This window comes from Rhizobacter sp. P2_H2, from assembly GCF_056403375.1.
In genome coordinates this window covers 1-23,320 of the sequence record NZ_JBFUFP010000022.1, presented here as the reverse complement: position 1 = coordinate 23,320, position 23,320 = coordinate 1, and the positions used below count along the sequence as shown (strand labels likewise).

At 67.2% G+C, this 23,320-nt stretch carries 23 protein-coding genes; 13 read left to right on the top strand and 10 right to left on the bottom strand.

Annotated features, from left to right (window positions below):
• Positions 1-471 (bottom strand): FAD-dependent oxidoreductase (locus AC1D15_RS03560; RefSeq protein WP_477824952.1); only part of this gene is annotated, 471 nt, incomplete at its 3' end.
• Positions 472-678: 207 nt separating this feature from the next.
• Here AC1D15_RS03560 and AC1D15_RS03555 point away from each other — a divergent pair.
• Together AC1D15_RS03555 and AC1D15_RS03550 are read left to right on the top strand one after the other, a co-directional pair.
• The gene (locus tag AC1D15_RS03555) at positions 679-1,254 is read left to right on the top strand and encodes a sigma-70 family RNA polymerase sigma factor (protein WP_477824954.1); all 576 of its coding nucleotides are present in this window, start codon (positions 679-681) and stop codon (positions 1,252-1,254) included.
• An 11-nt stretch (positions 1,255-1,265) separates the two neighbouring features.
• Positions 1,266-1,922: a ChrR family anti-sigma-E factor gene (locus AC1D15_RS03550; RefSeq protein WP_477824951.1), complete on the top strand. Its 657-nt coding sequence runs from the start codon at positions 1,266-1,268 to the stop codon at positions 1,920-1,922.
• Here the strand turns inward: AC1D15_RS03550 and AC1D15_RS03545 are convergent.
• From AC1D15_RS03545 to AC1D15_RS03530, 4 genes are read right to left on the bottom strand one after another with little or no spacing between them, the layout of a single operon-like run.
• Positions 1,885-2,319: a DUF2177 family protein gene (locus AC1D15_RS03545; protein WP_477824950.1), complete on the bottom strand. Its 435-nt coding sequence runs from the start codon at positions 2,317-2,319 to the stop codon at positions 1,885-1,887. The two genes, AC1D15_RS03550 and AC1D15_RS03545, sit on opposite strands and share 38 nt — an antisense overlap.
• Positions 2,316-2,927 (bottom strand): DUF6134 family protein, encoded by a 612-nt coding sequence (locus tag AC1D15_RS03540; RefSeq protein WP_477824949.1) that lies wholly within the window; start codon positions 2,925-2,927, stop codon positions 2,316-2,318. The genes AC1D15_RS03545 and AC1D15_RS03540 overlap by 4 nt, the downstream gene beginning before the upstream one ends.
• A complete protein-coding gene (locus tag AC1D15_RS03535; protein ID WP_477824948.1) occupies positions 2,924-3,709 on the bottom strand; it encodes a DUF1295 domain-containing protein in 786 nt (261 codons plus the stop codon). The genes AC1D15_RS03540 and AC1D15_RS03535 overlap by 4 nt, the downstream gene beginning before the upstream one ends.
• 2 nt (positions 3,710-3,711) lie before the next feature.
• A complete protein-coding gene (locus AC1D15_RS03530; protein WP_477824947.1) occupies positions 3,712-4,752 on the bottom strand; it encodes an SAM-dependent methyltransferase in 1,041 nt (346 codons plus the stop codon).
• A 188-nt stretch (positions 4,753-4,940) separates the two neighbouring features.
• Here AC1D15_RS03530 and AC1D15_RS03525 point away from each other — a divergent pair, with 188 nt between their 5' ends.
• The 4 genes from AC1D15_RS03525 to AC1D15_RS03510 all read left to right on the top strand — a co-directional run bounded on the left by AC1D15_RS03525 (position 4,941) and on the right by AC1D15_RS03510 (position 7,256).
• A complete protein-coding gene (locus AC1D15_RS03525) occupies positions 4,941-5,504 on the top strand; it encodes a lipocalin family protein (protein ID WP_477824946.1) in 564 nt (187 codons plus the stop codon).
• A gap of 54 nt (positions 5,505-5,558) precedes the next feature.
• Entirely contained in the window at positions 5,559-6,092 is a 534-nt protein-coding gene (locus AC1D15_RS03520; protein ID WP_477824945.1) for a DUF2878 domain-containing protein, read from the top strand.
• Between the two features lie 298 nt (positions 6,093-6,390).
• Positions 6,391-6,840: an Hsp20/alpha crystallin family protein gene (locus AC1D15_RS03515; protein ID WP_477824944.1), complete on the top strand. Its 450-nt coding sequence runs from the start codon at positions 6,391-6,393 to the stop codon at positions 6,838-6,840.
• A gap of 23 nt (positions 6,841-6,863) precedes the next feature.
• On the top strand, positions 6,864-7,256 hold the full coding sequence (locus AC1D15_RS03510; protein ID WP_477824943.1) for an Hsp20/alpha crystallin family protein: 393 nt from the start codon (positions 6,864-6,866) through the stop codon (positions 7,254-7,256).
• Positions 7,257-7,722: 466 nt separating this feature from the next.
• Here the strand turns inward: AC1D15_RS03510 and AC1D15_RS03505 are convergent, their stop codons facing one another.
• Together AC1D15_RS03505 and AC1D15_RS03500 are read right to left on the bottom strand one after the other, a co-directional pair.
• A complete protein-coding gene (locus tag AC1D15_RS03505) occupies positions 7,723-8,973 on the bottom strand; it encodes a sensor histidine kinase (RefSeq protein ID WP_477824942.1) in 1,251 nt (416 codons plus the stop codon).
• Positions 8,973-9,677, bottom strand: coding sequence for a response regulator transcription factor (locus AC1D15_RS03500; protein WP_197066986.1), 705 nt, complete (start codon positions 9,675-9,677; stop codon positions 8,973-8,975). Before AC1D15_RS03500 ends, AC1D15_RS03505 begins: the two co-directional genes overlap by 1 nt.
• A 198-nt stretch (positions 9,678-9,875) precedes the next feature.
• On the opposite strand from AC1D15_RS03500, the gene AC1D15_RS03495 reads away from it, so the two are divergent.
• From AC1D15_RS03495 to AC1D15_RS03475, 5 genes are all read left to right on the top strand, one after another.
• A complete protein-coding gene (locus AC1D15_RS03495) occupies positions 9,876-10,637 on the top strand; it encodes a MipA/OmpV family protein (RefSeq protein ID WP_477824941.1) in 762 nt (253 codons plus the stop codon).
• A gap of 42 nt (positions 10,638-10,679) precedes the next feature.
• A complete protein-coding gene (locus tag AC1D15_RS03490) occupies positions 10,680-12,170 on the top strand; it encodes an ArnT family glycosyltransferase (RefSeq protein WP_477824940.1) in 1,491 nt (496 codons plus the stop codon).
• A complete protein-coding gene (locus tag AC1D15_RS03485; RefSeq protein ID WP_477824939.1) occupies positions 12,167-13,267 on the top strand; it encodes an efflux RND transporter periplasmic adaptor subunit in 1,101 nt (366 codons plus the stop codon). The genes AC1D15_RS03490 and AC1D15_RS03485 overlap by 4 nt, the downstream gene beginning before the upstream one ends.
• Positions 13,268-13,326: 59 nt before the next feature.
• Positions 13,327-16,377: an efflux RND transporter permease subunit gene (locus AC1D15_RS03480; protein WP_477824953.1), complete on the top strand. Its 3,051-nt coding sequence runs from the start codon at positions 13,327-13,329 to the stop codon at positions 16,375-16,377.
• Between the two features lie 94 nt (positions 16,378-16,471).
• Entirely contained in the window at positions 16,472-16,984 is a 513-nt protein-coding gene (locus AC1D15_RS03475; RefSeq protein ID WP_477824938.1) for a DUF488 domain-containing protein, read from the top strand.
• Here AC1D15_RS03475 and AC1D15_RS03470 read toward each other — a convergent pair.
• On the bottom strand, positions 16,941-17,765 hold the full coding sequence (locus AC1D15_RS03470; protein WP_047509864.1) for a DUF8757 domain-containing protein: 825 nt from the start codon (positions 17,763-17,765) through the stop codon (positions 16,941-16,943). The two genes, AC1D15_RS03475 and AC1D15_RS03470, sit on opposite strands and share 44 nt — an antisense overlap.
• Positions 17,766-18,017: 252 nt before the next feature.
• Here AC1D15_RS03470 and AC1D15_RS03465 point away from each other — a divergent pair, with 252 nt between their 5' ends.
• The gene (locus AC1D15_RS03465) at positions 18,018-21,140 is read left to right on the top strand and encodes a glycoside hydrolase family 3 protein (protein ID WP_477824937.1); all 3,123 of its coding nucleotides are present in this window, start codon (positions 18,018-18,020) and stop codon (positions 21,138-21,140) included.
• A gap of 15 nt (positions 21,141-21,155) precedes the next feature.
• On the opposite strand, the gene AC1D15_RS03460 is transcribed toward AC1D15_RS03465, so the two are convergent.
• Complete coding sequence (locus AC1D15_RS03460; RefSeq protein ID WP_465110590.1) at positions 21,156-21,461, bottom strand: hypothetical protein; 306 nt, start codon at positions 21,459-21,461, stop codon at positions 21,156-21,158.
• 11 nt (positions 21,462-21,472) lie between these two features.
• Positions 21,473-22,735 carry an ammonium transporter gene (locus tag AC1D15_RS03455; protein ID WP_477824936.1) on the bottom strand — a complete coding sequence of 421 codons (1,263 nt, stop codon included), beginning with the start codon at positions 22,733-22,735 and terminating at the stop codon, positions 21,473-21,475.
• A gap of 226 nt (positions 22,736-22,961) precedes the next feature.
• On the opposite strand from AC1D15_RS03455, the gene AC1D15_RS03450 reads away from it, so the two are divergent.
• The coding region (locus AC1D15_RS03450) for a cation:proton antiporter domain-containing protein (protein ID WP_477824935.1) at positions 22,962-23,320 on the top strand (359 nt) is incomplete at its 3' end.

The window sequence follows — 23,320 nt, the reverse complement described above, 5'->3', positions numbered from 1 at the left end:
GGCCTGGGCGCCGCGTGGCGCCTCGCGGTAGAAGCGCAGCAGCTCGCGCAGCATCTTCCAGAAGCGCGGGCGCAACAGGTTGCGCTTCTGGGCGAACAGGCCGCGCAGGTCGGTGCCRGCGTATTCGAGCTCGCCGCCGTCCAAGCTCACGCCGAAGGACATGTCGGTCGCTGCCGTTAGCACGCCGAGATGGCTGAACAGGGCCGTGAGGTTGGGGTAGGCCGGCTCGTTGTAGACGATGAAGCCGGTGTCCACCGGCACGGTGCCGGTGATCGAGTCGGGCGCGTCCACCGTATGGCTGTGGCCGCCGGGCCGGGCTTCGCTCTCGAAGACGCTGACCTCATGCCGCTCGGACAGCAGCCAGGCGCAGGACAGCCCTGCGATGCCGGCGCCCACCACCGCGATGCGCCGGCGTGCCGCGTCGGGCGGCAGGGCGCCGGGGGCGTGGGCCAGGGTGGCAGTGGGATGCATGAGATCTCCTGAGGGGTTGGAACTCCTACGCAAGCCAGGCCGCTTTGGATTGCTCTACAAACTGCGATGATCCGAAGGAGGCCGGGTTGCGTAGGACGGAGCGGAACCCGTAGACCCATGGCCGCTTTCTTGCCTGACCCCTCATCCCGCCCAGCTGCCGCCGCCCGACGCGGCGGCCGCGGCCCTGGAGCGCCTGTCTTGACCGTCGTGCCCTTCAATCGCGAACGCGCTGCGCGCCCTGATGACGGCTGGGGCGCGTGCATCTGCGCCGTGGCCGATCGGCAGGACCGCGAAGCGTTCGGGCGGCTGTTCGGCCACTTCGCCCCGCGCATCAAGCGCCATCTCATGCAGTGCGGCAGCCCCGAGGTTCAGGCCGAGGAGCTGGCGCAGGAGGCGCTCGTCGCCGTCTGGCGCAAGGCGGCAATGTTCGATCCCGCGCAGGCCGCGGCCTCGACCTGGATCTTCACCATCGCCCGCAACCTGCGCGTGGACCTTTTGCGCCGCCGCCAGGGCCTGGAGTCGGGCGGCGAGGACTTTGATTTCGACACCCTGGACAGCGGTGAACCGGCCGCCGAGGAGCGCCTGCACGCCGCACGCCAGAGCGAGCGGCTGCACGGTGCCCTGGCGCAATTGCCGCCCGAGCAGCAGCAGGTGCTGCGCCTGTCCTATTTCGACGATGAACCGCATGCGCGCATCGCCACAGAGCTGGGCATCCCGCTCGGCACGGTGAAATCGCGCGTGCGCCTGGCGGTTGCGCAACTGCGCCGCCTGCTCGACCGCTGAAGCCACCGACGATGGACATCCGACACCACCCCGAAGACGACCTGCTGCTGGCGCTGTCTGCCGGCAGCCTGGAGACGGGCACGCGTCTGGTCCTGTGCAGCCACCTGGAGCTGTGCGCGCATTGCCGCGAGCGGCTGCAGACGCTGAACGCCCTCGGCGGCGTGCTGCTCGACGAGCTGGAACCCGCGCCGCTGGCCGATGATGCGCTGGCCCGCACGCTGGCTCGCATCGATGCGCTGGAGGCCGCGCCGCGCCGGCCGATCGTGGTCAGCGCCCCGCCGCCCCTGCCTCAAGGCGCGAGCTGGCCGCGTGCGCTGGCCCATTGCAGCGCCACGCCCTGGCGCTGGATGGGCCCCGGCATGCGCTGGAGCCGCGTCAGCGTGCCTGACGCTCCCGAGGCCAATGTCTTCCTGCTGCGCGTCGCCGCGGGCAAGTACCTGCCGCAGCACACGCACAGGGGCCTGGAGCTGACGCAGATCCTCTACGGCCGCTTCCATGACGGCCGTGCGCTGTTCGGCCCCGGAGATTTCGACGCGGCCGATGGCGAGATCCACCACCAGCCGGCGGTTCAGGACGGCAGCGAGTGCATCTGCCTGGCCTCGCTCGATGGCCGGCTGCGCTTCGACAGCGTCATTGCGCGGCTGTTCGGCTCCCTGGTCGGCATGTGAGGCGCGCGGCGACCCAGGCCGCGGCGCCGCTCACGAAGCTGCCCCAGGCCAGGTCGATGGCGGTCAGCGTCCAGGGCCAGTGGCGGAGCGTGGCCTGATTGGTGAGGTCGTAGGCGGCATAGGCGACCAGGCCCAGCAGGGCGCCGCGCCGCAAGGCCACGAGCGTTTCGCGCTGCTCCAGCGCGGGCACGATCGCGAACACCAGCAGGCCGACGAGATAAAGCGGATAGAAGATTGCCACCGCCACCCAGTCGACCTGGTCCGCCATCAGCGGTCCGATCGCGGCGCGATAGACGCGCGTGCCGGCCAGCGTGAGCCAGCAGCCGTCGAGCAGCAGGAAGCACAGCATCGCGGCCAGATAGGCCAGCAGCAGGCGGCGGGGCGAAAGCTTCGTCATGGCGGGGGCCTTTCGTCGGCAGTCAGGCGATAGCCAAGTCGTCGGCCGCCCTTGGCCTCAGCGTCCAGGGCGATCCAGCGGCCGGTCTCGGCGGCATACCAGACGGTGATGCGCTGCTTGTCGGCCACCAGCCGCCAGCCCTGCGCGGCCACGGACCGTCCGCGCACGTCGATCTGCGCATCGGGCAGGGCCTCGAAGCGCACCGCGCTGCTGCGGCCGGTCCGCGGATCGACGAGCCGGTGCTGCTGCGCCAGCCTCGGGTTCCAGTAGKCAAAGCCCATCTGGCACTCGCCATCGAAGCGCCGGTCCACCTGCTCGCGCTTGCCGTCGTCGTCGGTGTCGGAGCGCAGTTCGCGCAGGCAGTCGTCCTGCCAGCTTTCCCGCGCTTCGTGTCGGTAGCGGTAGACGGGAATGCCCAACCACTTGACGACGAATTGCGCGCTACTGAACACACTGCGCTCCGCGCCCGCGCCCGCGCCTCTGACGGTGAAGCGGTGTGTGCCGATGGGTTGGCCGTCGAGCGTGGCGGTGAAGTTCCATTCGCCGACGTCCTGCGCACACGCGGCTTGCGCTGCGATGCTGAGCAGCAGGGTGGCGGTCTGCCTCATTGCTGCGGTCCGCGCCGCGGCGGCCAGGGGATGAAGGCGCTGGTGCGCGCGACGTAGTCGCGGTAGGCGGGGCGGCGCTGGGCGATGTCCTGCTCCAACAGGGCCACGCCCGAGACCTTGAGCAGCAGCGCCGTCATCACGAGCGGCGAGACAAGGGCCCATGCGGCGCCGACGCCGCCGGCGCCCAGCGCCATCACCGCGAGGCCCCACCACACGCAGCATTCGCCAAAGTAGTTCGGGTGGCGCGACCAGGCCCAGAGGCCCTGGTCCATCACGGCGCCCTCCTGGCGCGGGCCTCGCAGGAAGCGGGCGAGCTGGGCATCGGCCACGGTTTCGATCAGCAGGCCGCCAGCCGCCACCGCCATGCCGATGAAGTCCAGCGAATTCAGCGGAGCCGGCTGCGCGAGCGCGGCCAGCAGTGGCAGGCCGACCATCCATGCGATCACCGCCTGCAGGCCGAACACGAGGTAGAGGCTCTTGAGCCCGAAGTTTGGCTGGTTGCGTTCGCGGATGGCGCGGTAGCGGCGGTCCTCGCCGTGGCTGCTGTTGCGGCGCGTGACGTAGACGGCCAGACGCAGCGCCCAGGCGCCGAGCAGGGCGAGCATCAGCACGCCGCGCGCATCGGGCGGAAAGGCCGCGGCATAGGCCACGGCCGGCCCGGCGACCATCAGCGACCAGATGCGATCGGCCAGGCTTGCGTCGCGCAGCGGCAGGCTCACCAGCCAGGTGGGCAGGGCCACGGCGAGCGAGACCAGCAGTCCAAGAGAGGCGAGGTGCAGCATCGTCAGCGCTTCGCGAACAGGTAGTGGCTGACCCACCATTGCCCGCCGTTGTCGTAGGCGAACAGCTCCTCCACCGACAGGAAGAAGAGCCGCCAGCGCTGCCACCACATCACGGCGTCGCCCGGGCCGTAGACGGTGTTGAATAGCGGCATCAGCGTCTCGCGCTGCGCGTCCATGCGCGCGAGCCAGGCGGCCGAGGTGCGGGCGTAGTGGTGGCCGTCCCAACGCCAGCGCTGCAGCAGGCGCAGGTCGTCCTGGCAGCGCAGGGCGAGGTCGTCGCTGGGCATCATGCCGCCGGAGAAGAAGTGGCGGCTCATCCAGTCGCTGGCATCGCGCTCCTCGAAGGCATAGGGCGCCTCGCGATGGGCGAACACATGCATGAAGAAGCGGCCCTGCGGCCGCAGCCAGTGCGCCACGTGGGCGAAGGCCTGCGGCCAGTTGCGCAGGTGCTCGAACATCTCGATGGAGACCACGCGGTCGAAGCGTTCGGCCGTATCGAAGACGTTGAAGTCCTCCGTCAGAATCTCCAGGTTGCTCAGTCGGCGCGCGAGCGCCTCGGACTCGATGTGCTGGCGCTGCGAATGTGAATTCGACAGCGCGGTGATACGTGCGCCCGGGTAGTGTTCGGCCATCCACAGACTCAGCGAGCCCCAGCCGCAACCCAGCTCCAGAATGCGCTGGCCGTCGGCCAGGCCGGCGCGCTCGCAGCTCTCGCGCAGCGCTGCTGCTTCGGCGGCGTCAAGCGTTTGCACACCCTCGGGCCACCAGCAGCAGCTGTACTTGCGATGCCGGCCCAGCACGGCGCCGAAGAACTCGGCAGGTACTTCATAGTGCTGCACATTGGCCTTCTGGGGCAGTGGGGCCAGCGGCGCCTCAAGCAGGGTTGCCATGAAGGCTTCTGTAAGCTGCGCGCCGGCTTCAGCATTGCCACTGTGCAGCTCCGCCAGGCGCTGGCGCAGCAGCCACCTGATGCCCAGGCGCACCGCGCCGTCAGTCACCAGGCCCTGCTCGACCCAATGGATGGCGCGGGCTGTGTTGTCCATGTTGCGCATGAAGTTCCTTGCCTGATAGACGACATTCGGAGGCTTGTACGCAAGCCGGCACTGCTTGGATCAGCTCAGCGAGCATTCGGCATCGGGGTCGCGCTGGAGAATGGCTCTGCTGAAGGCGAGTGATCCGAGACAGCCCCGATGAGCGTAGGAGATCAAGTTGAACTTCTGAGCATTCCGAAATGAAAGCTGTCACCCAGATGCGGCGCCTTTCGTGCCTGTTGGTGATCTCGGGGCTGTGTTGCATCGCATCGGCTGCCCGCGCCGCGGAAAACGCCCCGTTGCCCACGGTGCACTCAGTCGATCTCGCCCGCTATGTTGGTAGCTGGTACGAGATTGCCTTGCTGCCCAATCGGTTCGAGCGCCAATGCGTGTCCGACACGCAAGCGCATTACACCGCCCAGGATGGAGGCATCCGGGTGCTCAATCGCTGCCGCAAGGCCGATGGCCGTGTTGACTCCGCAGAAGGGCGCGCGAAGATCGTGGCCGCCAGCGGCAATGCCAAGCTCAGGGTCACCTTCTTCTGGCCGTTCTACGGCGACTACTGGATCCTTGCGCTCGATGACGACTACAGCGAGGTGCTGGTGGGCACGCCAGACCGGCGCTATGGCTGGATCTTGGCGCGCCGCCCGGACCTGCCGGAGGCCCGCGCGCAGGCGCTGCTGGTGCGGGCAAGAGCCCTGGGCTTCGACGTTGCCGCCTTCAGGCGGGTACCCCAAATCCAGCCCCTGGATGGTGCTTCATGAGAAGCGATTGAACACACCGCGCCCATGCCTATGTCCGCTCGAAAGACCCTGTCGATGGTCGTTTCCCTGTTGGCCTTCCAGAGTGCCTGGTTGGCCTGCGTGATCGGCGCAGCGCGCGGCACGCCCAGGTTCGGACTCGCGCTGGTGGCGCTCGTCTGGGGTGTGCAGTTTGTGCTCAGTCCCGCCCGCTGCCAGGTCCTCGTTCTCACCAGCGCCGCCATCGTGCTTGGCCTGCTGTGGGATACGGCCATGGTTAGAAGTGGCGTTGTTGTGTACGCATCGCCCGGCCCACTTCCCGAGTGGGCGCCCGGCTGGATTCTGGCGTTGTGGATCCTCTTGGCAACGCTCCTGCAAGAACCGCTGCACTGGCTGCACGGCCGATGGCTGTTGGCCGCGTTGCTCGGCGGCCTGGGTGGACCGCTCTCATACTGGAGTGCAGTCCGGCTGGGCGCGGGAGACTTCCACGACCTACCACTAGCTCTCGTAGTGCTGGGGATGGGCTGGGCCATCATGACACCGGGGTTGACCGAATTTGCACGCTGGCTAGCCGCCCGCCCGCTCCATTGCCATCTACGCTCAAGTGATTGAGCGCCTTCCTATCGGCGTTGTTCGTTGGTTCCCAAGGCAGCTGCCGTCGATCTGTCGACGCGGCCGATCCAGCGGTCTGCTGCGGGCTGGCCGCCGACTTGCTACGCCTTAGGCCGAGCAGATTGCCGCCCGAGAGTTGTTGGGGGCAATCGTGACGACTTGTGCATTGCCAAGCGACCGGACTCCCTTGCTATTTCGGGCGCCACAACCACTCTTGAAATGTATTGGCTTGCTCCTAGCTAGGGTCCAACCGGCTGGATGTCCCGGCCGGTGAACACCACTGAACGGAGATCAAGCCATGTTTTATTCATTGCTGACCCATCCGAACAGCCTGTTCGGACAAGTCGATCGTCTGCAACGCGAGCTCGACGACATCTTCGGCGGCTCGGGGCTGCCCAGCAGCATCCGCTCGGTCGCGAGCGGCACCATGCCGCAGATCAACGTGGGGCGCACACCCCAGAGCGTGGAGATCTACGCCTTCGCGCCCGGCCTGGACGCCAGCAAGATCGAGGTCACCCTGGATCGTGGCGTGCTGCGTCTGTCCGGAGAGCGCGTGCAGCCGGCCGCTGACAGCGAGCGCCGGCGCTTTTATGCACGGGAGCGCACCTCCGGGCGCTTCGACCGCAGCGTCACGCTGCCCGATGACGTCGATCCCGACCAGGTCAAGGCCAGCTACCGCGACGGGGTGCTGCAGGTCAGCATCGCGCGCCGGGACGCCGCGCAACCCAAGCGCATCGCCATCCAGTAACGCCTTCATCGAGGAGAAACACCATGAGCAAGGAGATCACCCAGAGCGACAAGCAACAGACGGCACTGGACAGCACCGCCAATGAACGCGCGGTCACACCGGCTGTCGACGTCTTCGAGGACGAGACTGGCATCACGCTGCTGGCCGACATGCCCGGCGTCCCCCGCGACCAGCTCGAGCTGCATGTGGAGGGCGACACCCTCCTCATCGAGGGGCGGGTGCAGCCCCAAACGCCGGACGGCTTGGAGGCCATCTACGCCGAGCTGCGCGTGCCGCGCTGGCGCCGCAGCTTCACGCTTAGCCGAGAGCTCGACACGTCCAAGATCGACGCGAACTTGAAGGACGGTGTGCTGACGCTGCGTATTCCTAAGCAGGCGCATGCGCAGCCCCGACGCATCGCCGTCAACGCGGGCTGATCGGGGAGCCGAAACCATGCCAACCTCGTAGAGCAGTTGAAGCGTGGCGCCCGCCCGGCCTGGGAATCGCTGACGGAGGGCGGGCTGTAAAGGCACTCATCGCGGGTGCCTCCAACTGGGCTCAGATGGGCTTCCGGCTGGTACTCGACTAGCGGCAACGGTTCGCTTTGCTCGTGCACGCCGGGATGCTCCAGCACCGCATCCAGGAAAACCGGTCGACTGCACCCCCTCAGACCATTCGACGGGAACCGGGCCCGGCGAAAGTGCATCTGCGCCAGGGGCATGTCGGTGAGTGACCGGTAGACGGACGACAGCGTGCATTCAGCCCCCGTCGATGAAGGACTGGAGACGCTGCGAAGCTGCCGGTGGCGACATCGCATCGGCCCGGTGCGATGCGCATGCGTAGCGGTCTGGCCTTCTCAGGGATGTCCGACGGACTTTATGTGTTGGAGCCAGGACGTTCGACTCACGCCGGGTCAGGCCTGCCGCTGGTGGGAACGCACAACCGGGCCACCGCGAGGCGCTCTCCCACCGTCAGCGTGAATGTCCAGCCAAACCGCTCGCAGATCCGATGCGCGATCTGGGTCCCAATCCCGAAGCCTGCCGTCGATGGCGTGTCAGGAAGCCCGTTCCGCACCTCGATGCTGCACTCGTCGACGACCACTTCGATGCGATCCGGGCCACCGTGGAAGACGGCGTTCTTCAGCATGTTGGCCACGAGCACGTGGACCGTCGTCGCAGGGGCCGAAAGCAACAGGGGATGCCGCTCCACGACCGAGAACGCATGGCTCGGGCTCTCGCCCATGAGATGGCGGATCAAGGATCTCACCCACGCTTCATCGATCGACAGCGCGTCCGACACCGGCCGGACCGTGTCGCCGGACAGTTGCAGGAACGTGTCAACCAGTGCGTGCATGTCACGCAGCCCCCGGTGGGCACGCTCGATCGCCGGCCCCTGCTCCGGCCTGCCGTGCGCCTCGATGCGCTCAAGAGCCGCCTGCACGACCGCCGCCGGCGTACGCAGCTCATGGCTCGCGAAGCGGGTGAAACTGCGCTCCCGATCCAGGGCGTCCGCAGTTCTCTGCAGTGCGCTGTTGATCTGGACGACGAGGGCCTCGATCTCGACGGGGGAATTGGCTGGCAGTGCAACCTTCTCGAGGCTTCGGGGATCGCGCGCCGAGACCAGGCGCCCCACCTCGAGCATCGGCGCGGTGACCCGTCCGGTGATCCTCTTGCACAGCCACAGCACCAGAAGGCCGAACGGAACGATGCCTATCAGGTACCAGACGAAGACCTGAGACTCGATGGTCTCGTCCGGTTTGACCTCGGCGTGGGACTCGACAACGTAGAAGGCGCGGCCGGTCGCATGGGGCTGCGCGAGGACGTAGTAGTCCAGGGGCTCGCTACCGAGCTCGAAGATGCCGCGCTTGTCCGGCGACAACATCCGCTGCAGCTCGGGTGGGAGCAGCTCATAGCGGGGATAGATGACGGTGACGGGATCGATCCCGAGCGGCGCCTCCAGCTTCGCCTGCTTGCCCCAGTGGTCGCCGATGTGCTGCAGGCGGCGCTCGGTCTGGAAGTCCGAGCCCAGGTGCAGCGCCCCCTTCACGAGAAACGCGTTCACCATGAACGTCAGCACGAGGATCAACAGCAGCAGATGCCACATCCTCGCGAACAGCGTCTGTGACCGCTCGAAGGTGGAGACGAAGCTTGCCATCAGGGCTCCAGGCAATAGCCTTGCTTGCCTCGCGTCTGGATGACCGCGCTGCCTCCAGCGTTGTGGATCAGCCGGCGAAGCTGGTAGAGATGCGTGCGCAATGCGTCGCTTGCAGGCCGGTCATCATCGCCCCACAAGGCGCTCTCGAGCTCATCGCGCGAGACGACGCGTGGCGCGTGTCGCATCAGGGTGTGAAGAAGACGTCCCTGGAGCGGCGTCAGCGTGCAGGTCTCGCCCGACGAGATCAGCAGCTTCCATTGCCTGGTGTCCAAGGTGAGGCCGGCGCCCTGGACGACGCCGACACTGTTCGGGACGGTCAGGAACCTTCGAATCGCGGCCCGGACGCGGGCGACCAGCACCCTGGACTCGAAGGGTTTGACGATGTAGTCGTCGGCTCCCCTGTCGAGCCCCTCGACAACCTGGTCCGGCGAGCCTTGGGCGGTGAGCATCAGGATGGGTGAACGAAAACCATCGCTGCGCAGTCGCGTGCAGACGTCGAATCCGCTGATGCGCGGGAGACCTACATCCAGCAGCACCGCATCGAACGGAGGTGACGTGCTCTCCACCAGTCGCAGCGCCTGCGCACCATCGCTTGCGTAGTCCGGATCGAACCCGGACTCTTCCAGCGTCTCCAGGATCGAGGCGGCCAGGTCTCGGTTGTCTTCGACGAGCAGAACACGTTCGCGATGCATCACGGGACTCATGCCTTCCATTCTGGCCCTTGCCAGTTGATTCACTCAAGCTGCCTGCAAAAGGGGGCTCGGGACGCTCGGCGAACTTCACGATTGCTTCACGCATCGGGTGCCCCACTGCACTCACCGATCGGCCACGACACGCCTGTCGTTCGTGTCATGCACCGCGACAGGTCGCTGGCCGGTTCAACCCACCACTGGAGTTCCATGATGTCCCGCATTCGTCCCGTCGTCAGAGCCGGCGTCCTCGCCCTGGGCCTGCTCACGCTGTTCTCCGCCCAGGCCGACGAGGAGCGGCAAGGCTCGCAATGGGGCCTCGGCCTCGTGACCCTGTACGACCGCAAGCCTTATCGAAGCTTCGACAACAAGGCGAAGGTACTGCCCTTCGTCTTCTACGAGAGCCGCTGGGTCAGCCTGATCGGACCGACCCTCGACCTGAAGCTGGTGTCGACCGACTCGCTGTCGTTCAGCGCGCGGCTGCACTACGCCGGCGACGGGTACGAAGCCGATGACTCCCCCTACCTGGCCGGCATGGCCGAGCGCAAGGAGAGCTTCTGGGTCGGCGGCGCGAGCAGCCTGAACACCGAGCTTGCAACCCTGTCGGTCGAACTGCTGGGAGACGCCTCCCGCAAGAGCAAGGGGAAACGCGCCAGCCTGAGCATCGAACGCGAGTTCAAGGCCGGAGACTTCGACTTCACGCCGCGCCTCGCCGTCCATCGCTTCGACGGCAAGTACGTCAACTACTACTACGGCGTGCGCGCGGATGAATCCACCTCGACGCGTGGGGTTTACCTGGGCAAGTCCGCGACGAACGTTGAAGCTGGCGTGCGGATCGGCTATTCGCTCGCACCGCATCACAAGCTGTCGCTCGACCTGAGCACGACCCGCCTGGGCGCCAGCATCGAGGACAGCCCCTTGGTGGAGCGTTCCAGGCAAGACGGCGTCCGATTCGGCTACATGTATCTCTTCTGAGCGATGCAGGCCGCAAGCCCTTCAGGTCGCCTGTCGAAGGCGATGGTTCTGCTCATCGCCGCTTTGCTGACGCTGCGCCTGTTCGCCATGGCCTGGCTGCCGTTGATGGAGACCACCGAGGCGCGCTATGCCGAGATCGGCCGCAAGATGCTCGAACTCGGCGACTGGATCACGCCTTGGCACGACTACGGCGTGCCGTTCTGGGCCAAGCCGCCATTGTCGTTCTGGCTCACCGCGGCCAGCATGAAGGTGTTCGGCGTCAACGAGTTCGCGGCCCGGCTGCCCCACTTCCTCTGCATGCTGTTCGTTGCCGCAGCATGCGGCCGCCTGGCGGCGTCACGCCGCGACACCCCACCGCTGGCCACCCTCGGCCTGCTGTGCGGCGCGTCCCTGTCCCTGGTATCGGCCGGCGCCGTGATGACCGACGAAACCCTCGTGGTCGGCACCACGCTCGCGCTGTGCGGCCTGTGGCAGGCCTTGCACGGGCCGCGGTATCGCGACGGCGCCATCCTGCTGTTTGCCGGCCTGGCGATCGGACTGCTGGCCAAGGGCCCGCTGGTACTCGTGCTGGCAGGCTTTCCGACGGCCGCCTGGGCGGTGTGGACAGGGCAGGGGCGCCGCCTGCTGAGGGACGTCCCGTGGATTCCGGGGCTGGCAGCGACGACCGCGGCCGCCGCCTGGTGGTACATCGCGGCAGAACTGAAGACGCCCGGCTTCATCGACTACTACATCGTCGGTGAACATTGGCACCGCTTCCTCACGCCGGGATGGTCCGGCGACCGCTATGGCTTTGCCCATGCCTTTCCCCCGGGAACGATCTGGCTCTTCGCCCTGGTTGCGACGCTGCCCTGGCCGCTGCTGCTGCTGGCCGCTGCATCCACGCCTCGTGTGGCACGGACCGAGCCTGCCAGCCCCGATGTCGACACGCGCTCATGGCAAGCCTACCTCGCGTGCTGGTCACTGGCGCCGCTCGTGTTCTTCACGGCGGCGCGCAACGTCATCCTGCCGTATGCGCTGCCGGCCCTCCCGGCGATGGCGTTGCTGGCCAGCCATTGGCTGTGGCGTCGCGTCGGCCCGGAACGCAAGCACGCCTGGATTGCCGGGGGGCTGGCACTGTCGACCGCCGGTGTGCTGGGACTCCTCATCCACGCCGAGCGTGCGGGCACGTTTGGCAGCAGCTCCGCCAAGGCCGTTGTCAGCGCCTGGGAAGCGCAGCGTCACCAGGATGCCGAGCCGCTGGTGTTCGTGACCGAACGGCTCCACTCGGCTTCGTTCTACAGCGCAGGCCGGGCGGAGTTCGCCACCTCCCCGGCTGAGGCGCTGAAGCGCCTGGCACCGAACGGCGGTTTTGTCGCGCTGCGCGGTGACGACACCAACGTCCTTGCAAGGTTCGACTGCGTCACGCAGCGGACCGACGTCGGCGGCTTCGTCCTGCTTCGCGTGCGCGAGAGCATCTCGGCATCTTGTTCAGCGAACGAATGCGCGCCCGCGATCGTCGCGACTGAACAGCACCAGCATCAGTGCCAACCATGAAGCTTGTTCTGGCCGCACTGGTCCTGTCCGCGACTGTCGTCGGTGTGATCTGGGCCTCGAAAGATCCTGCGCCGGAAATGCAGGCCGCGAAGGCGGCGCCTCGGCCGACCCTGACGGTGACCGTCACCTTGCCTCGAGCGGACAGGCTGCCCGTCCGTCTCGCCGCGACGGGCAACGTGGTCGCATGGCAAGAGGCGATTGTCGGCGCCGAGGCCAACGGCTTGCGCCTGTCAGGCGTTTTCGCGAATGTCGGGGACCCGGTGCGGCGCGGGGCCTTGTTGGCCACCTTCACGCCCGAGACCGTTGCCGCAGAACTGGAACAGAGCCGCGCCGCCGTGGCGGAGGCGACCGCCACGTTTGCAGACGCGTCCGCAACCGCGCAACGAGCGCGGACGCTCGAAGCGACCGGGGCGCTTTCTGCACAACAGGTCCAGCAACGTCTCACGGCCGAGCGGATCTCCAAGGCGAAGATGGACGCCGCGCAGGCTGCCTCCCGGCTGCAGGAGATTCGCCTTGCGCAGACCCGTGTCCACGCCCCTGACGATGGCGTCATCTCGATGCGAAGCGCCACCGTGGGCGCCGTGATGCCTGCCGGCCAGGAGATGTTCAGGATCATCCGCCAGGGCCGGCTCGAGTGGCACGCCGAGATTCCTGCCGCCGATCTCCCGCGCGTGAGATCCGGCCAGAAGGTCATCATCCAGTCGGAGGGAAACGAGCCCATGGCAGGCCAGGTGCGAGTGCTGGCGCCGTCAGTGAACACGCAGACCAGAAGCGGCCTGGCGATGGTCGACCTGCCCTCCGATGGCAGCCTCCGCGCCGGCATGTTCGCCCGCGGGGAGATCGAGATCGGGGAGGGAGGGCCGACGCTCACCCTGCCCCAGACGGCCGTCGTGCAACGGGACGGCTTCGACTACGTCATGCGACTCGGCGCCGAGGGAAGGGTCATGCAGACCAAGGTGACGCTGGGACGTGCTGCAGGCCATCGGGTCGAGATCCTGGCCGGGATCGACTCGAGCAGCAAGGTGGTGGCCACCGGCGCGGGCTTCCTCAGCGATGGGGACGTGGTCCGCGCGGTCGCCGGGCCGAACGGCCAGTGAGGGAGGCCATCTTGAATCTCAACGTGTCATCGTGGTCCATCCGCAACCCGATCCCGGGCATGCTTCTGTTCGTCGTGCTGACCTTCCTCGGCATCGTCGGCTTCCGCGCCATGAAGGCCCAGAACTTCCCGGACGTCGAGGTGCCGGAGGTCCTGGTCTCGGCGTCGCTGCCGGGCGCATCGCCCTCGCAACTCGAGAACGACGTCGCGATCAAGATCGAGAACGCAATCGCCGGATTGCAAGGGCTCAAGCACATCAAGACCACGCTGACCGACGGCTCGGTCAACATCACCGTCGAGTTCCAGCTCGAGAAGCCCGCGCAGGAAGCCGTCGACGATGTCCGCGACGCTGTGGCGCGGGTGCGTGCGGACCTGCCGGCGGGGTTGCGCGACCCCACCGTCAAGAAGGCCGAGTTTGCGACGTCACCGATCCTCACCTACACGGTCGCCTCCTCGCAGATGGACGAAGAGGCCCTCTCATGGTTCGTGGACGACACCGTCGGCAAGACGCTTCTTGCCGTGCGGGGTGTCGGCGCGGTGTCCAGGGTGGGCGGCGTGAACCGCGAGATCAGGGTCGAGCTCGATCCTGCGAAGCTGATGGCCTTGAAGGTCAGTGCGGGCGACATCTCGCGACAGCTGCGGGCGGTGCAGCAGGAGTCGGCGGCGGGCCAGGCCAACCTGGGAGGCCGCGAGCAGTCGGTTCGAACCATCGCGACAGCGCTGACGGCACATGACATCGGGGGCATGGACCTGGCGCTCAGCGACGGCCGACGCATCAGGCTCGACCAGGTCGCGCGGGTGCTCGACACCGTCGCGGACCAGCGCTCAGCCGCACTGCTGGACGGACATCCGGTGGTCGGGTTCGAGGTCACGCGAGCCCGCGGCGCTGGAGAACTGGAAGTCGCTTCCGCCGTACGCGATGCCCTGGCGAAACTTCGCACGGCGAATCCCGGCATCGAGTTGCGCGAGGTGATCGACTACGTCCAGCCCGTCAAGGAGAACTACGACGGATCGATGCAACTCCTCTGCGAGGGCGCTGTCCTCGCAGTGATCGTCGTGCTGCTGTTCCTGCGCGACTGGCGCGCGACCGCCGTGTCAGCCCTTGCCGTGCCACTCTCCGTCATCCCGACGTTCGCGGTCATGCACCTGTTGGGCTTCAGCCTCAACATCGTGACCTTGCTGTCGCTCTCGCTGATCGTCGGCCTCCTGGTAGACGATGCCATCGTCGAGATCGAGAACATCACACGCCACCTTCGCATGGGAAAGACACCCCGTGCGGCCGCGGTGGAGGCCGCGGACGAGATCGGCCTGGCGGTGATCGCGACGTCTTTCACGCTCATTGCCGTCTTCTTGCCGACAGCGTTCATGCAGGGTGCCGCTGGGCGATTGTTCGTTCAGTTCGGGTGGACCGCTGCCATTGCGGTCTTCTTCTCGCTCGTCGTCGCTCGTGTGCTCACGCCGATGATGGCCGCAAATCTTCTGACCCCGCCGAAAGGCGCCCGACCGCCACAGACCCGATGGATGGGTCTCTATGCCCGGTGGGTGGTTTCGTGCCTGAGGTACCGGGGGGTCACCTTGGGAGCCGCGTTCGCGTTCTTCGCCCTCGGACTGCTGCTGGCGACAAGGATCCCGGGCGAGTTCCTGCCATCGGACGATGTGGCACAGACTCAGGTCATACTCAGCTTGCCGCCGGGAAGCACGTTGACGGACACGCTCGCCGCCGCTGAAGCAGCACGCCGCATGGTCGGCACGAACGAGCACGTCAAGACGGTCTACACCGCGATCGGTGGTGGCATCACCGAGACGGGTCCGGGTGCATCGGGTGCGGCGCCGGTGGCCATGCAAACGGCTGTAATGACCATCACCCTGTCCCATCGCGACGAAAGGCCAGGCCTCAGCAGGCAGCGAATCGAAGGACAGCTGCGCGAGGCACTGGAGCTGCTGCCAGGGGTCCGAGTCCAGGTCAACCGGGGTGGCTCGGACGAGGGCTACGTCGTCGTGCTGACAGGGTCCGACAGCCGCGTGCTCACCGAGCATGCCGCGCTCGTTGAACGAGAGCTCAGAACGCTGCCTGGCGTCGGTGCCGTCACGTCGAGCGCGGGACTGCTCCAGCCCGAACTCGTTGTCCGGACCGACTTCGCCCGGGCGGCGGACCTGGGTGTGACCTCCGCGGCCATCTCGGACACACTGCGCACCGCGACATCCGGTGATTTCGATCAGGAGTTGGCCAAGCTCAACCTCAGCAAGCGGCAGGTACCGATCGTCGTCAGGATGGCGAACGCCGGTCGCCAGGACATCGAGACGCTGCGGCAACTGCCCGTCCCTGGCGCACGCGGACACGTTCCACTCGCAAGCGTCGCATCACTCGCGACCGGCAGCGGTCCCGCGCAGATCACCCGCCATGACCGTGCCCGCAACATCGACCTCGCGGTGGAATCGAATGGCACGCCGACCGGTGAGATGGAAGAAGCGGCACGCTCCCTGCCCAGCCTGCAGCACCTTCCACCCGGGGTGAGTCAAGGCGCATCCGGCGAAGCGGAGGCGATGGACGAACTCTCGCAGGGCTTCGGCACCGCCATGGTGACGGGGGTGCTGTGCATCTACGTCGTCCTGGTCCTGCTTCTCAAGGACTTCGTGCAACCCATGACCATCCTGGTGGCACTTGTCCTCTCGATCCCGGGCGCGTTCGTTGCGCTCCATCTCGCCGGGGCGACGATGTCGGTGCCGTCAATGATCGGCCTGATCATGCTGATGGGCATTTCGACGAAGAACTCCATTTTGATCGTCGACTATGCCGTCATGGCCCGTTTGCAGGGTGGACTGACGCGTGACAGGGCCATTGTGGATGCCTGTCGCAAACGCGCGCGTCCGGTGGTCATGACCACCCTGGCCATGGGTGTCGGGATGCTGCCCGTGGCCCTCGGTTGGGGAGGCGATCCCAGTTTCCGTTCCCCGATGGCGGTGGTCGTGATCGGTGGACTGATGTCCTCGACGGTTCTCAGCTTGTTCGTGATCCCCGTCGTCTACACGTGCCTGGATGACCTCGTCGCGTGGCTGCGCACCCGCAGCGTGGTGATGCGCCACAAGAATCCACCGGCAGCGACGTCCTGACCCATGCCGGTTGAACATCGTCAACTCGGCAGACCCGAACGGTGCGGTTCCCATCGCTCGAATCGCTCAGTAAACTTCATCTCTCATTCCTCGCTTGATCCTCACCTTGGCTTCATCCGCACACCGTCCTGCACGCGCTCTGTTCACCTTCGGCTACGAGGGTCTGTCGATTGACGCGTTCATCGAGCGCCTCAAGGAGGCGCACATCGAGCTGATCGTGGATGTGCGCGAGCTGCCGCTGTCGCGCAAGAAGGGCTTCTCCAAGACATCCTTCCGTGAGGCGTTGGCGGCGGAGGGCATCGCCTACGAGCACCGTCCGGCGCTCGGTTGCCCGAAGCCCGTTCGGAATCGCTACAAGGTGGATGGCGACTGGCAGGCCTACACCCGCGGGTTCCTCGCGTACCTGGCCACCCAGAAGGCCGAGATCGCTGACCTGACCCAAACGGCGCTCGCTCAGAGCGCTTGCCTCGTGTGCTTCGAAGCCGATTTCGGCTTTTGCCACCGCACTTACGTGGCTCGCGCCGCTCGCCAGGACGGTGCTCTGGCCGTGCAGCATCTGACCGCTAGAACAGTGGTTGCTGACGCACCAGCGCGTCTGGCAGCCTAGGTGCGTAGAGCACGCTGACGATCAACCACTGCTTGGGAAAGCGGTGGATGGTGCCCAGCAGGAAGAGCACGTCTCGATCGCCGAACTCCGTCAGGAACTTCTGGCGAAACGCATCCTGCCAGTCGTCGCGACGATGCACGTTCCAGTACAGGGCACCGGCCTCCCAGTCCACGAGTTTGTGCCGGAACTCGGCCGATCCAGCCTCAGTCTGGCATTCGTAGCGGTAGTGGAAGTCGTACGGCAACTTCTTCAGCGTCTTCAACGAGCGCTGATCTTCGTTGGCATCGAACAAGTTGCCCTGCTGCTGCTCCTGCAGCAACTTTGCCTTCTCATCCTCGGTCCATTCCGCGTTGTCCACGGGTGTGATGTCCAGGCCCAGCAGCCGGCTCGGACGCACGAGACCCAGCGTCACGCCATCGGTCGCACGTGCCGCATCCAGCGCGTCGAAAGAGTTGAAAACCGGCACGCCCTTGATCGCCTCTCGCCGAGCAATCCAATAGTCGCGTGTGGACAAGGGCTCGCCTTCCAGTTCGATCGTGTCGACCGAGATGCGGTGACTCTCCGGCCGGGCATCGTCCTGCGCGCGTCGCACCCGAGCGCGGACCCACTGCCACTTCTTGAACTGCTGATCATCCTCAACCAGCCGGAAGGGAACTGGGAACAGGCGGACCAGTCTGCCGTCCTCGGCCATGCCGGCCACACAAGAGGTCTCGACGTAACGCGCACTGGGCGACGGATAGGTCTTGCAGAGGATCAGGATGCGTTGGTGGTCTGTTGCCATTCAAAACTCCCTGTGATGCCGCAGGACCACGGCGTGTTGATCAAAACCTGAGTTGCGTGCAGATGGCGAAGAGTTCCGTGGCCTTTGCAAAGATACAGTGTTGACCAGCGGGTTATCCCTCTGCAGACGGTCCATCGCATCCCCAACAATCAGTGGAACCGCTTCCATACTTGACCGTCCACCCTTGGACGCGCCTTGACGAGAAAGCGGATGCCGGACCGACCGCCATTCCAAGGATTCCGAGGAGACACCATGAATTCCAAGCACCTTGCCCGGCACGGTGCCGCGGCCCTGGGCGTGCTGAGCGCGCTGCTGGCCGCCGCCTGCGGGGGAGGCGGCTCGGCCGCGGCTGAAGAAGCGAGCCCGCTCGCCACCCGCACCCGGTCCGAGAAGAGCGCCGCCGTCATCCCACCCGCCCCCACCTACACCGATTGGCCGGCCGTCACCAGCGCGATCGCGCGCGATCCGGCGATGGAGTCGCGCATCGCGCAGATCGTCGCGGCGATGACGATCGAGCAGAAGGTCGGGCAGATGACGCAGCCCGAGATCAAGAGCATCACGCCCGACCAGGTGCGGCAGTTCTTCATCGGCTCGGTGCTGAACGGCGGCGGCTCGTGGCCGAACGGCGACAAGCACGCGAGCGCCGCCGCCTGGGTGGCGCTGGCCGACCAGTACTACAACGCGTCGATGGCCACTTCGATGGCCACGAAGATCCCCATCATCTGGGGCACCGACGCGATCCACGGCCACAGCAACGTCTACCAGGCCACGCTGTTCCCGCACAACATCGGGCTGGGCGCGGCGCATGACCCGGCGCTGGTGCAGCAGATCGGCGCGGCGGTCGGCCAGGCGGTGCGCGCCACCGGCATCAACTGGATCTTCGGGCCGACCCTCGCGGTCGTGCGCGACGACCGCTGGGGCCGCACCTACGAGAGCTTCTCGGAGGATCCGTCCCTCGTGCGCGCCTACGCCGGCGCCTACGTGACCGGCCTGCAGGGCAGCTTCGCGAGCGACACCAACGTGGTCGCGACCGCCAAGCACTTCATGGGCGACGGCGGCACCGACCAGGGTGTCGACCAGGGCGTGACGACGGCGTCCACCGCCGACATGATCAACATCCACGGCCAGGGCTACTACAGCGCGCTGGGCGCCGGGGCGCAGACGGTGATGGCGTCCTTCAACAGCTGGACGAATGCGGCCGCCGGCATCAACGTCGGCAAGATGCACGGCAGCAGGCAGATGCTGACCGACATCCTGAAGACCAAGATCGGCTTCGACGGCTTCGTCGTGTCCGACTGGAACGGCATCGGCCAGGTGCCCGGCTGCAGCAACGCGAGCTGCGCGCAGGCGATCAACGCCGGCATCGACATGGTGATGGTGCCCGACGAGTGGCAGGCCTTCATCAGCAACACCTCGGCCCAGGTGCGCTCGGGGGCAATCCCGATCGCGCGCATCAACGACGCGGTGACGCGCATCCTGCGCGTCAAGATGCGCTCGGGGCTGTTCAACGGGCGCAAGCCGTCGCAATCCGCCGGGGCCGGTGTCCAGGGCCAGCTGGCGGCCCGTGCGCTGGCGCGCGACGCGGTGCGCAAATCGCTGGTGCTGATCAAGAACAACGGCGAGCTGCTGCCGTTGGCACGCGGGCGCAGGACGCTGGTGGTCGGCAAGAGCGCCAACAGCATCTCGAACCAGTCGGGCGGCTGGTCGCTGACCTGGCAGGGCACCGGCAACAGCAATGCCGATTTCGCCGGCATCAGCGACACCGTGCTGGCCGGCATCCAGGAGGCCGCCGGCAGCGCCAACGTCGAGTACAGCGCGACCGGCACCGACAAGAACCCGGCCAACTACGACGTGGTGATCGCGGTGATCGGCGAGACGCCGTATGCCGAAGGCGCCGGCGACCTCAAGGGCAGCCGCACGCTGGCGCACGCGGCCAACTACCCGGAAGACCTGGCGGCGCTGAACGCGGTGTCGGGCAAGGGCAAGCCGGTGGTGACGCTGCTGCTGGCGGGGCGGCCGCTGTACGCGAACGACCTGATCAACAAGTCCGATGCCTTCGTCGCCGGCTGGCTGCCGGGCACCGAGGGCAAGGGCGTCAGCGACGTGATCTACCGCACTGCGCAGGGTGCGGTCGGCTTCGACTTCAACGGCACGCTGTCGTTCTCGTGGCCGGCCTCGGCCTGCCAGACGCCGCTGAACCTCGGCGACGGCCAGCAGCCGCAGTTCGCCCCCGGCTACGGACTGACGTATGCAAGCACCGCCAGCATCGGCACGCTGCCGACACCGGCCGTGCCCTCGGTCTGCGGCCAGGGTAGCGGCACGCTGGTGCTGTTCAACCAGGGCGACGTCGCGCCCTTCGCACTGAACGTCAACACCGCCGCCAACAACTGGGCCAGCGTGCCGGTCGGCAGCGACCTGAACGCGACGCTCAACGTGCCGGCCGCCGGCACGCCGGCGATGCGCGTGCAGACCACGCAGATCAACACGCAGCAGGACGCCAAGCTGGTCACCTGGTTCTCGCAGGGCCAGATCTTCTCGAAGGCGGCGAGCGGCCAGAACCTCTCGGGCTACACCGACGGCACGCTGGAGTTCGACACCGTGGTCTCGCAGGCGCCTGCCGCCGCGGTGCAGTTGCACATGGATTGCGGCTACCCCTGCCGCGGCACGGTGGACCTGACGCAGACGCTGCGCAGCCTGCCGCTGAACGTCAGGCAGACGCTGAAGATCCCGCTCAGCTGCTTCGCGTCGGCCGGCGCCAACCTCGCGAGCATCGACACGCCGTTCAGCATCGAGTCGATGGGCGCGATGGCGCTGGCGTTCACCAACCTGAAGGTGGTCAAGGGCGGCGCACTGGCCGGCGGGGTCTCGGGCTGCTCGGGGCAGCAGGGCAGCTTTGCGCTGTTCGGGCCGAACGGCGTCGCACCGGGCTTCGGCTTCAGCAGCTGGCAGAGCACGGCGGGCCATGTCAGCTGGCAGGTGATCCCGGTGGGTGCGGCCCCGGCCGAGATCCGCATGCAGTTCTCGAACACCGTGGGCGCCAACGGCATGGTGTTCATCAGCGGGCCCGCGACCGACCTGTCGGCGTACAGGGCCGGGCGGCTGACGCTGGAGGTCTACCCCTACCTCTACGGCAGCAACACCTCGGACCTGACCCTCAAGCTGGAAAGCGGCGCCGGTTGCGCAACCGCCGACATCTCGATCGGCCGGCCGCCGCTTGGCGCGTGGGCCACGGTGTCGGTGCCGATGAGCACGGTGCTGGCAGGTGCCGCAGCCTGCCTGGACCTGGCGCGCATCGGCAGCTTCTCGGTGTTTCCGCACTGGAACGACCAGCGCGGCGTGCAGATGACGGTGCGCAACGTGGCCTTGCGTCCCTGACGACTTCTTGCAGGGTCAACGAGCGCCGCGGAGATAGCTGCGCTCGCGCGGGCGGTTCGGATCGTCCTTCGGGCCGGCGTCGGTATCGCCCCCCTGTGCGACGGGGTTCGATGCCGCGGCGGGCGCCGCGGCCGCCGGCACCACCCGGCTGCTCATCAGGCGCTCGGCCAGCGTGATCAGGGCCGGGTCGCCGATGTCCGTGCAAAGCGCCCAGATCTCCACCGCGTAGTCGGTGTCGGACAGCAGGCGATCAGCCTCGACGGGGATCTGGTGCCGCAGCAGGGCCAGCCGCAGCCGCATCGCGATCACGCCCGAGGACATGAGGGAGCTCACTATTCGATCCGCTCGCCGTGCTGGGACACATCCAGCCCGACGGCCTCCTCGCTGCGCTTGATCCGGACGCCGGCGAACCAGTCGAGCCCCTTCATCAGCAGCCAGCTGACCGCGAAGCTGTAGACGAGAACCGCCATGACACCGATCGCTTCCGCCTGCGGCTGGCCGGCGCCGCCCGCAAGCTTCGCGTCGATGAAGAAGGGCGTCAGCAGCGAACCGGCGATGCCGACGACGCCGTGGATCGCGAACACGTCCAGCGAGTCGTCGATGTTGATCAGGGGCTTGATCCAGCTCAGCGACGCGAACGCGACGAGGCCGCCGACGGCACCGAACAGGTAGGCCGCGTTCACGCTGACGAATCCGGCAGCGGGCGTGATCGCCACCAGGCCGGCGACGGCGCCGGTGGACATGCCGACCAGGCTCGCCTGGCCCTTCAGAACCCACTCGCACAGCACAAAGACGACCGCGGCCAGCGCCGCTGCGATCTGCGTGTTGACCATCGCCAGTGCGGCTGCGCCATTGGCCGCAAAGGCGGAACCGCCATTGAAGCCGAACCAGCCGATCCACAGCAAGCCTGCGCCGATCAGCATGTAGGCGAGGTTCGAGGGGACCATCGGCTCGCGGCCGTAGCCGTGCCGCGGTCCGGCCACGAGGGCGCAGGCCAGGCCCGCCGCACCGGCGCTGACGTGCACGACCATGCCGCCGGCGAAGTCGCGCACGCCCAGGTCGTACAGCCAGCCCTCGGGGTGCCACACCCAGTGCGCCACCGGCGCATAGACGGCCAGCGACCACAGGCCGCAGAACATCGCGGCGATGCTGAATTTCACCCGCTCGGCGAACGAGCCGACGATCAGCGCCGCGGTGATGATCGCAAAGGCGGCCTCGAACAGCGCGAACGCCGGCGCAGGGATCTGCGGAGCCATCGCGTGCACGGGGACCCGGTCGCCCAGCGGCATGAACTCGAGGCTGAAGCCGTTGCCGAAGAAGCCCGCCCACGGCGACCCCGAGCCGAAAGCGATCGTGTAGCCCGCCAGGAACCACAGCACGCTGGTGACCGCGGCCACGATGAACACCTGCGTCATCGTGCCCAGGATGTTCTTCTTGCGCACCAGCCCGCCATAGAAGAAGGCCAGGCCCGGCAGCGTCATCATCAGGACGAGCGCCGTGCTGGCCAGCATCCACGCGGTGTCGCCGGCCGAGATCGCACTCGCCGCCGCGGTCTGCGGTGCGGCGCTGGCGGCGGAGGTTCCCAGCAAGGCCATCGCGCCGGCGGCGATCAGGCGATGGGGGCGTGGACGGTGGGCGTCGGTTGGTTGAGTTTGAGAGCGCATGGGGCATTGCACCAGCCGTCGCGCCCGAGGTCTTGATCAAGTCCTGATGGCGGCGGCATCCCGTTCGGCGCCGTCAACAACGTCACACATGACCTGGTCGCCTTCACGACCCCGACGTGACGCAGGCAAGGCAGCACGCCTGCTCCATACTGCGCCGGTGCGCGAACTCGAACAGATCCTGATCCTCTTCGTGGCGGCCGTGGCGCTGGCGGCGGCGGCTCGCCGCGCAGGCGCGCCGTACCCGGTCTTCCTCGCCATCGGCGGCGCGCTGCTGGCCCTGATTCCGGGCGCGCCGCAGCTGAGCCTGCCGCCCGACCTGGTGCTCGCGCTGTTCGTCGCGCCGATCCTGGTCGATGCCGGCTACGACGCCTCGCTGCGGGATCTTCGCGACAACTGGGCGCCGCTCGCCGGCCTGGTGATCGTCGCCGTCGGCCTGACCACGGCCGCGGTGGCCGTCGTGGCCCATGCGCTCGTGCCGAGCCTGCCGTGGGCCGCCGCGGTGGCGCTGGGCGCGAT

Excerpts from the sequence above, each read along its gene's own strand:
- AC1D15_RS03485 (WP_477824939.1), top strand. The coding sequence starts at position 12,167 with ATGAAGCTTGTTCTGGCCGCACTGGTCCTGTCCGCGACTGTCGTCGGT.
- AC1D15_RS03480 (WP_477824953.1), top strand. The coding sequence starts at position 13,327 with ATGCTTCTGTTCGTCGTGCTGACCTTCCTCGGCATCGTCGGCTTCCGC.
- AC1D15_RS03465 (WP_477824937.1), top strand. The coding sequence starts at position 18,018 with ATGAATTCCAAGCACCTTGCCCGGCACGGTGCCGCGGCCCTGGGCGTG.
- AC1D15_RS03505 (WP_477824942.1), bottom strand. The coding sequence starts at position 8,973 with ATGGCAAGCTTCGTCTCCACCTTCGAGCGGTCACAGACGCTGTTCGCG.
- AC1D15_RS03550 (WP_477824951.1), top strand. The coding sequence starts at position 1,266 with ATGGACATCCGACACCACCCCGAAGACGACCTGCTGCTGGCGCTGTCT.
- AC1D15_RS03460 (WP_465110590.1), bottom strand. The coding sequence starts at position 21,461 with ATGTCCTCGGGCGTGATCGCGATGCGGCTGCGGCTGGCCCTGCTGCGG.
- AC1D15_RS03500 (WP_197066986.1), bottom strand. The coding sequence starts at position 9,677 with ATGAGTCCCGTGATGCATCGCGAACGTGTTCTGCTCGTCGAAGACAAC.
- AC1D15_RS03525 (WP_477824946.1), top strand. The coding sequence starts at position 4,941 with ATGAAAGCTGTCACCCAGATGCGGCGCCTTTCGTGCCTGTTGGTGATC.
- AC1D15_RS03520 (WP_477824945.1), top strand. The coding sequence starts at position 5,559 with ATGGTCGTTTCCCTGTTGGCCTTCCAGAGTGCCTGGTTGGCCTGCGTG.
- AC1D15_RS03490 (WP_477824940.1), top strand. The coding sequence starts at position 10,680 with ATGGTTCTGCTCATCGCCGCTTTGCTGACGCTGCGCCTGTTCGCCATG.
- AC1D15_RS03470 (WP_047509864.1), bottom strand. The coding sequence starts at position 17,765 with ATGGCAACAGACCACCAACGCATCCTGATCCTCTGCAAGACCTATCCG.
- AC1D15_RS03515 (WP_477824944.1), top strand. The coding sequence starts at position 6,391 with ATGTTTTATTCATTGCTGACCCATCCGAACAGCCTGTTCGGACAAGTC.
- AC1D15_RS03545 (WP_477824950.1), bottom strand. The coding sequence starts at position 2,319 with ATGACGAAGCTTTCGCCCCGCCGCCTGCTGCTGGCCTATCTGGCCGCG.
- AC1D15_RS03510 (WP_477824943.1), top strand. The coding sequence starts at position 6,864 with ATGAGCAAGGAGATCACCCAGAGCGACAAGCAACAGACGGCACTGGAC.
- AC1D15_RS03530 (WP_477824947.1), bottom strand. The coding sequence starts at position 4,752 with ATGGACAACACAGCCCGCGCCATCCATTGGGTCGAGCAGGGCCTGGTG.
- AC1D15_RS03495 (WP_477824941.1), top strand. The coding sequence starts at position 9,876 with ATGTCCCGCATTCGTCCCGTCGTCAGAGCCGGCGTCCTCGCCCTGGGC.
- AC1D15_RS03535 (WP_477824948.1), bottom strand. The coding sequence starts at position 3,709 with ATGCTGCACCTCGCCTCTCTTGGACTGCTGGTCTCGCTCGCCGTGGCC.
- AC1D15_RS03455 (WP_477824936.1), bottom strand. The coding sequence starts at position 22,735 with ATGGCCTTGCTGGGAACCTCCGCCGCCAGCGCCGCACCGCAGACCGCG.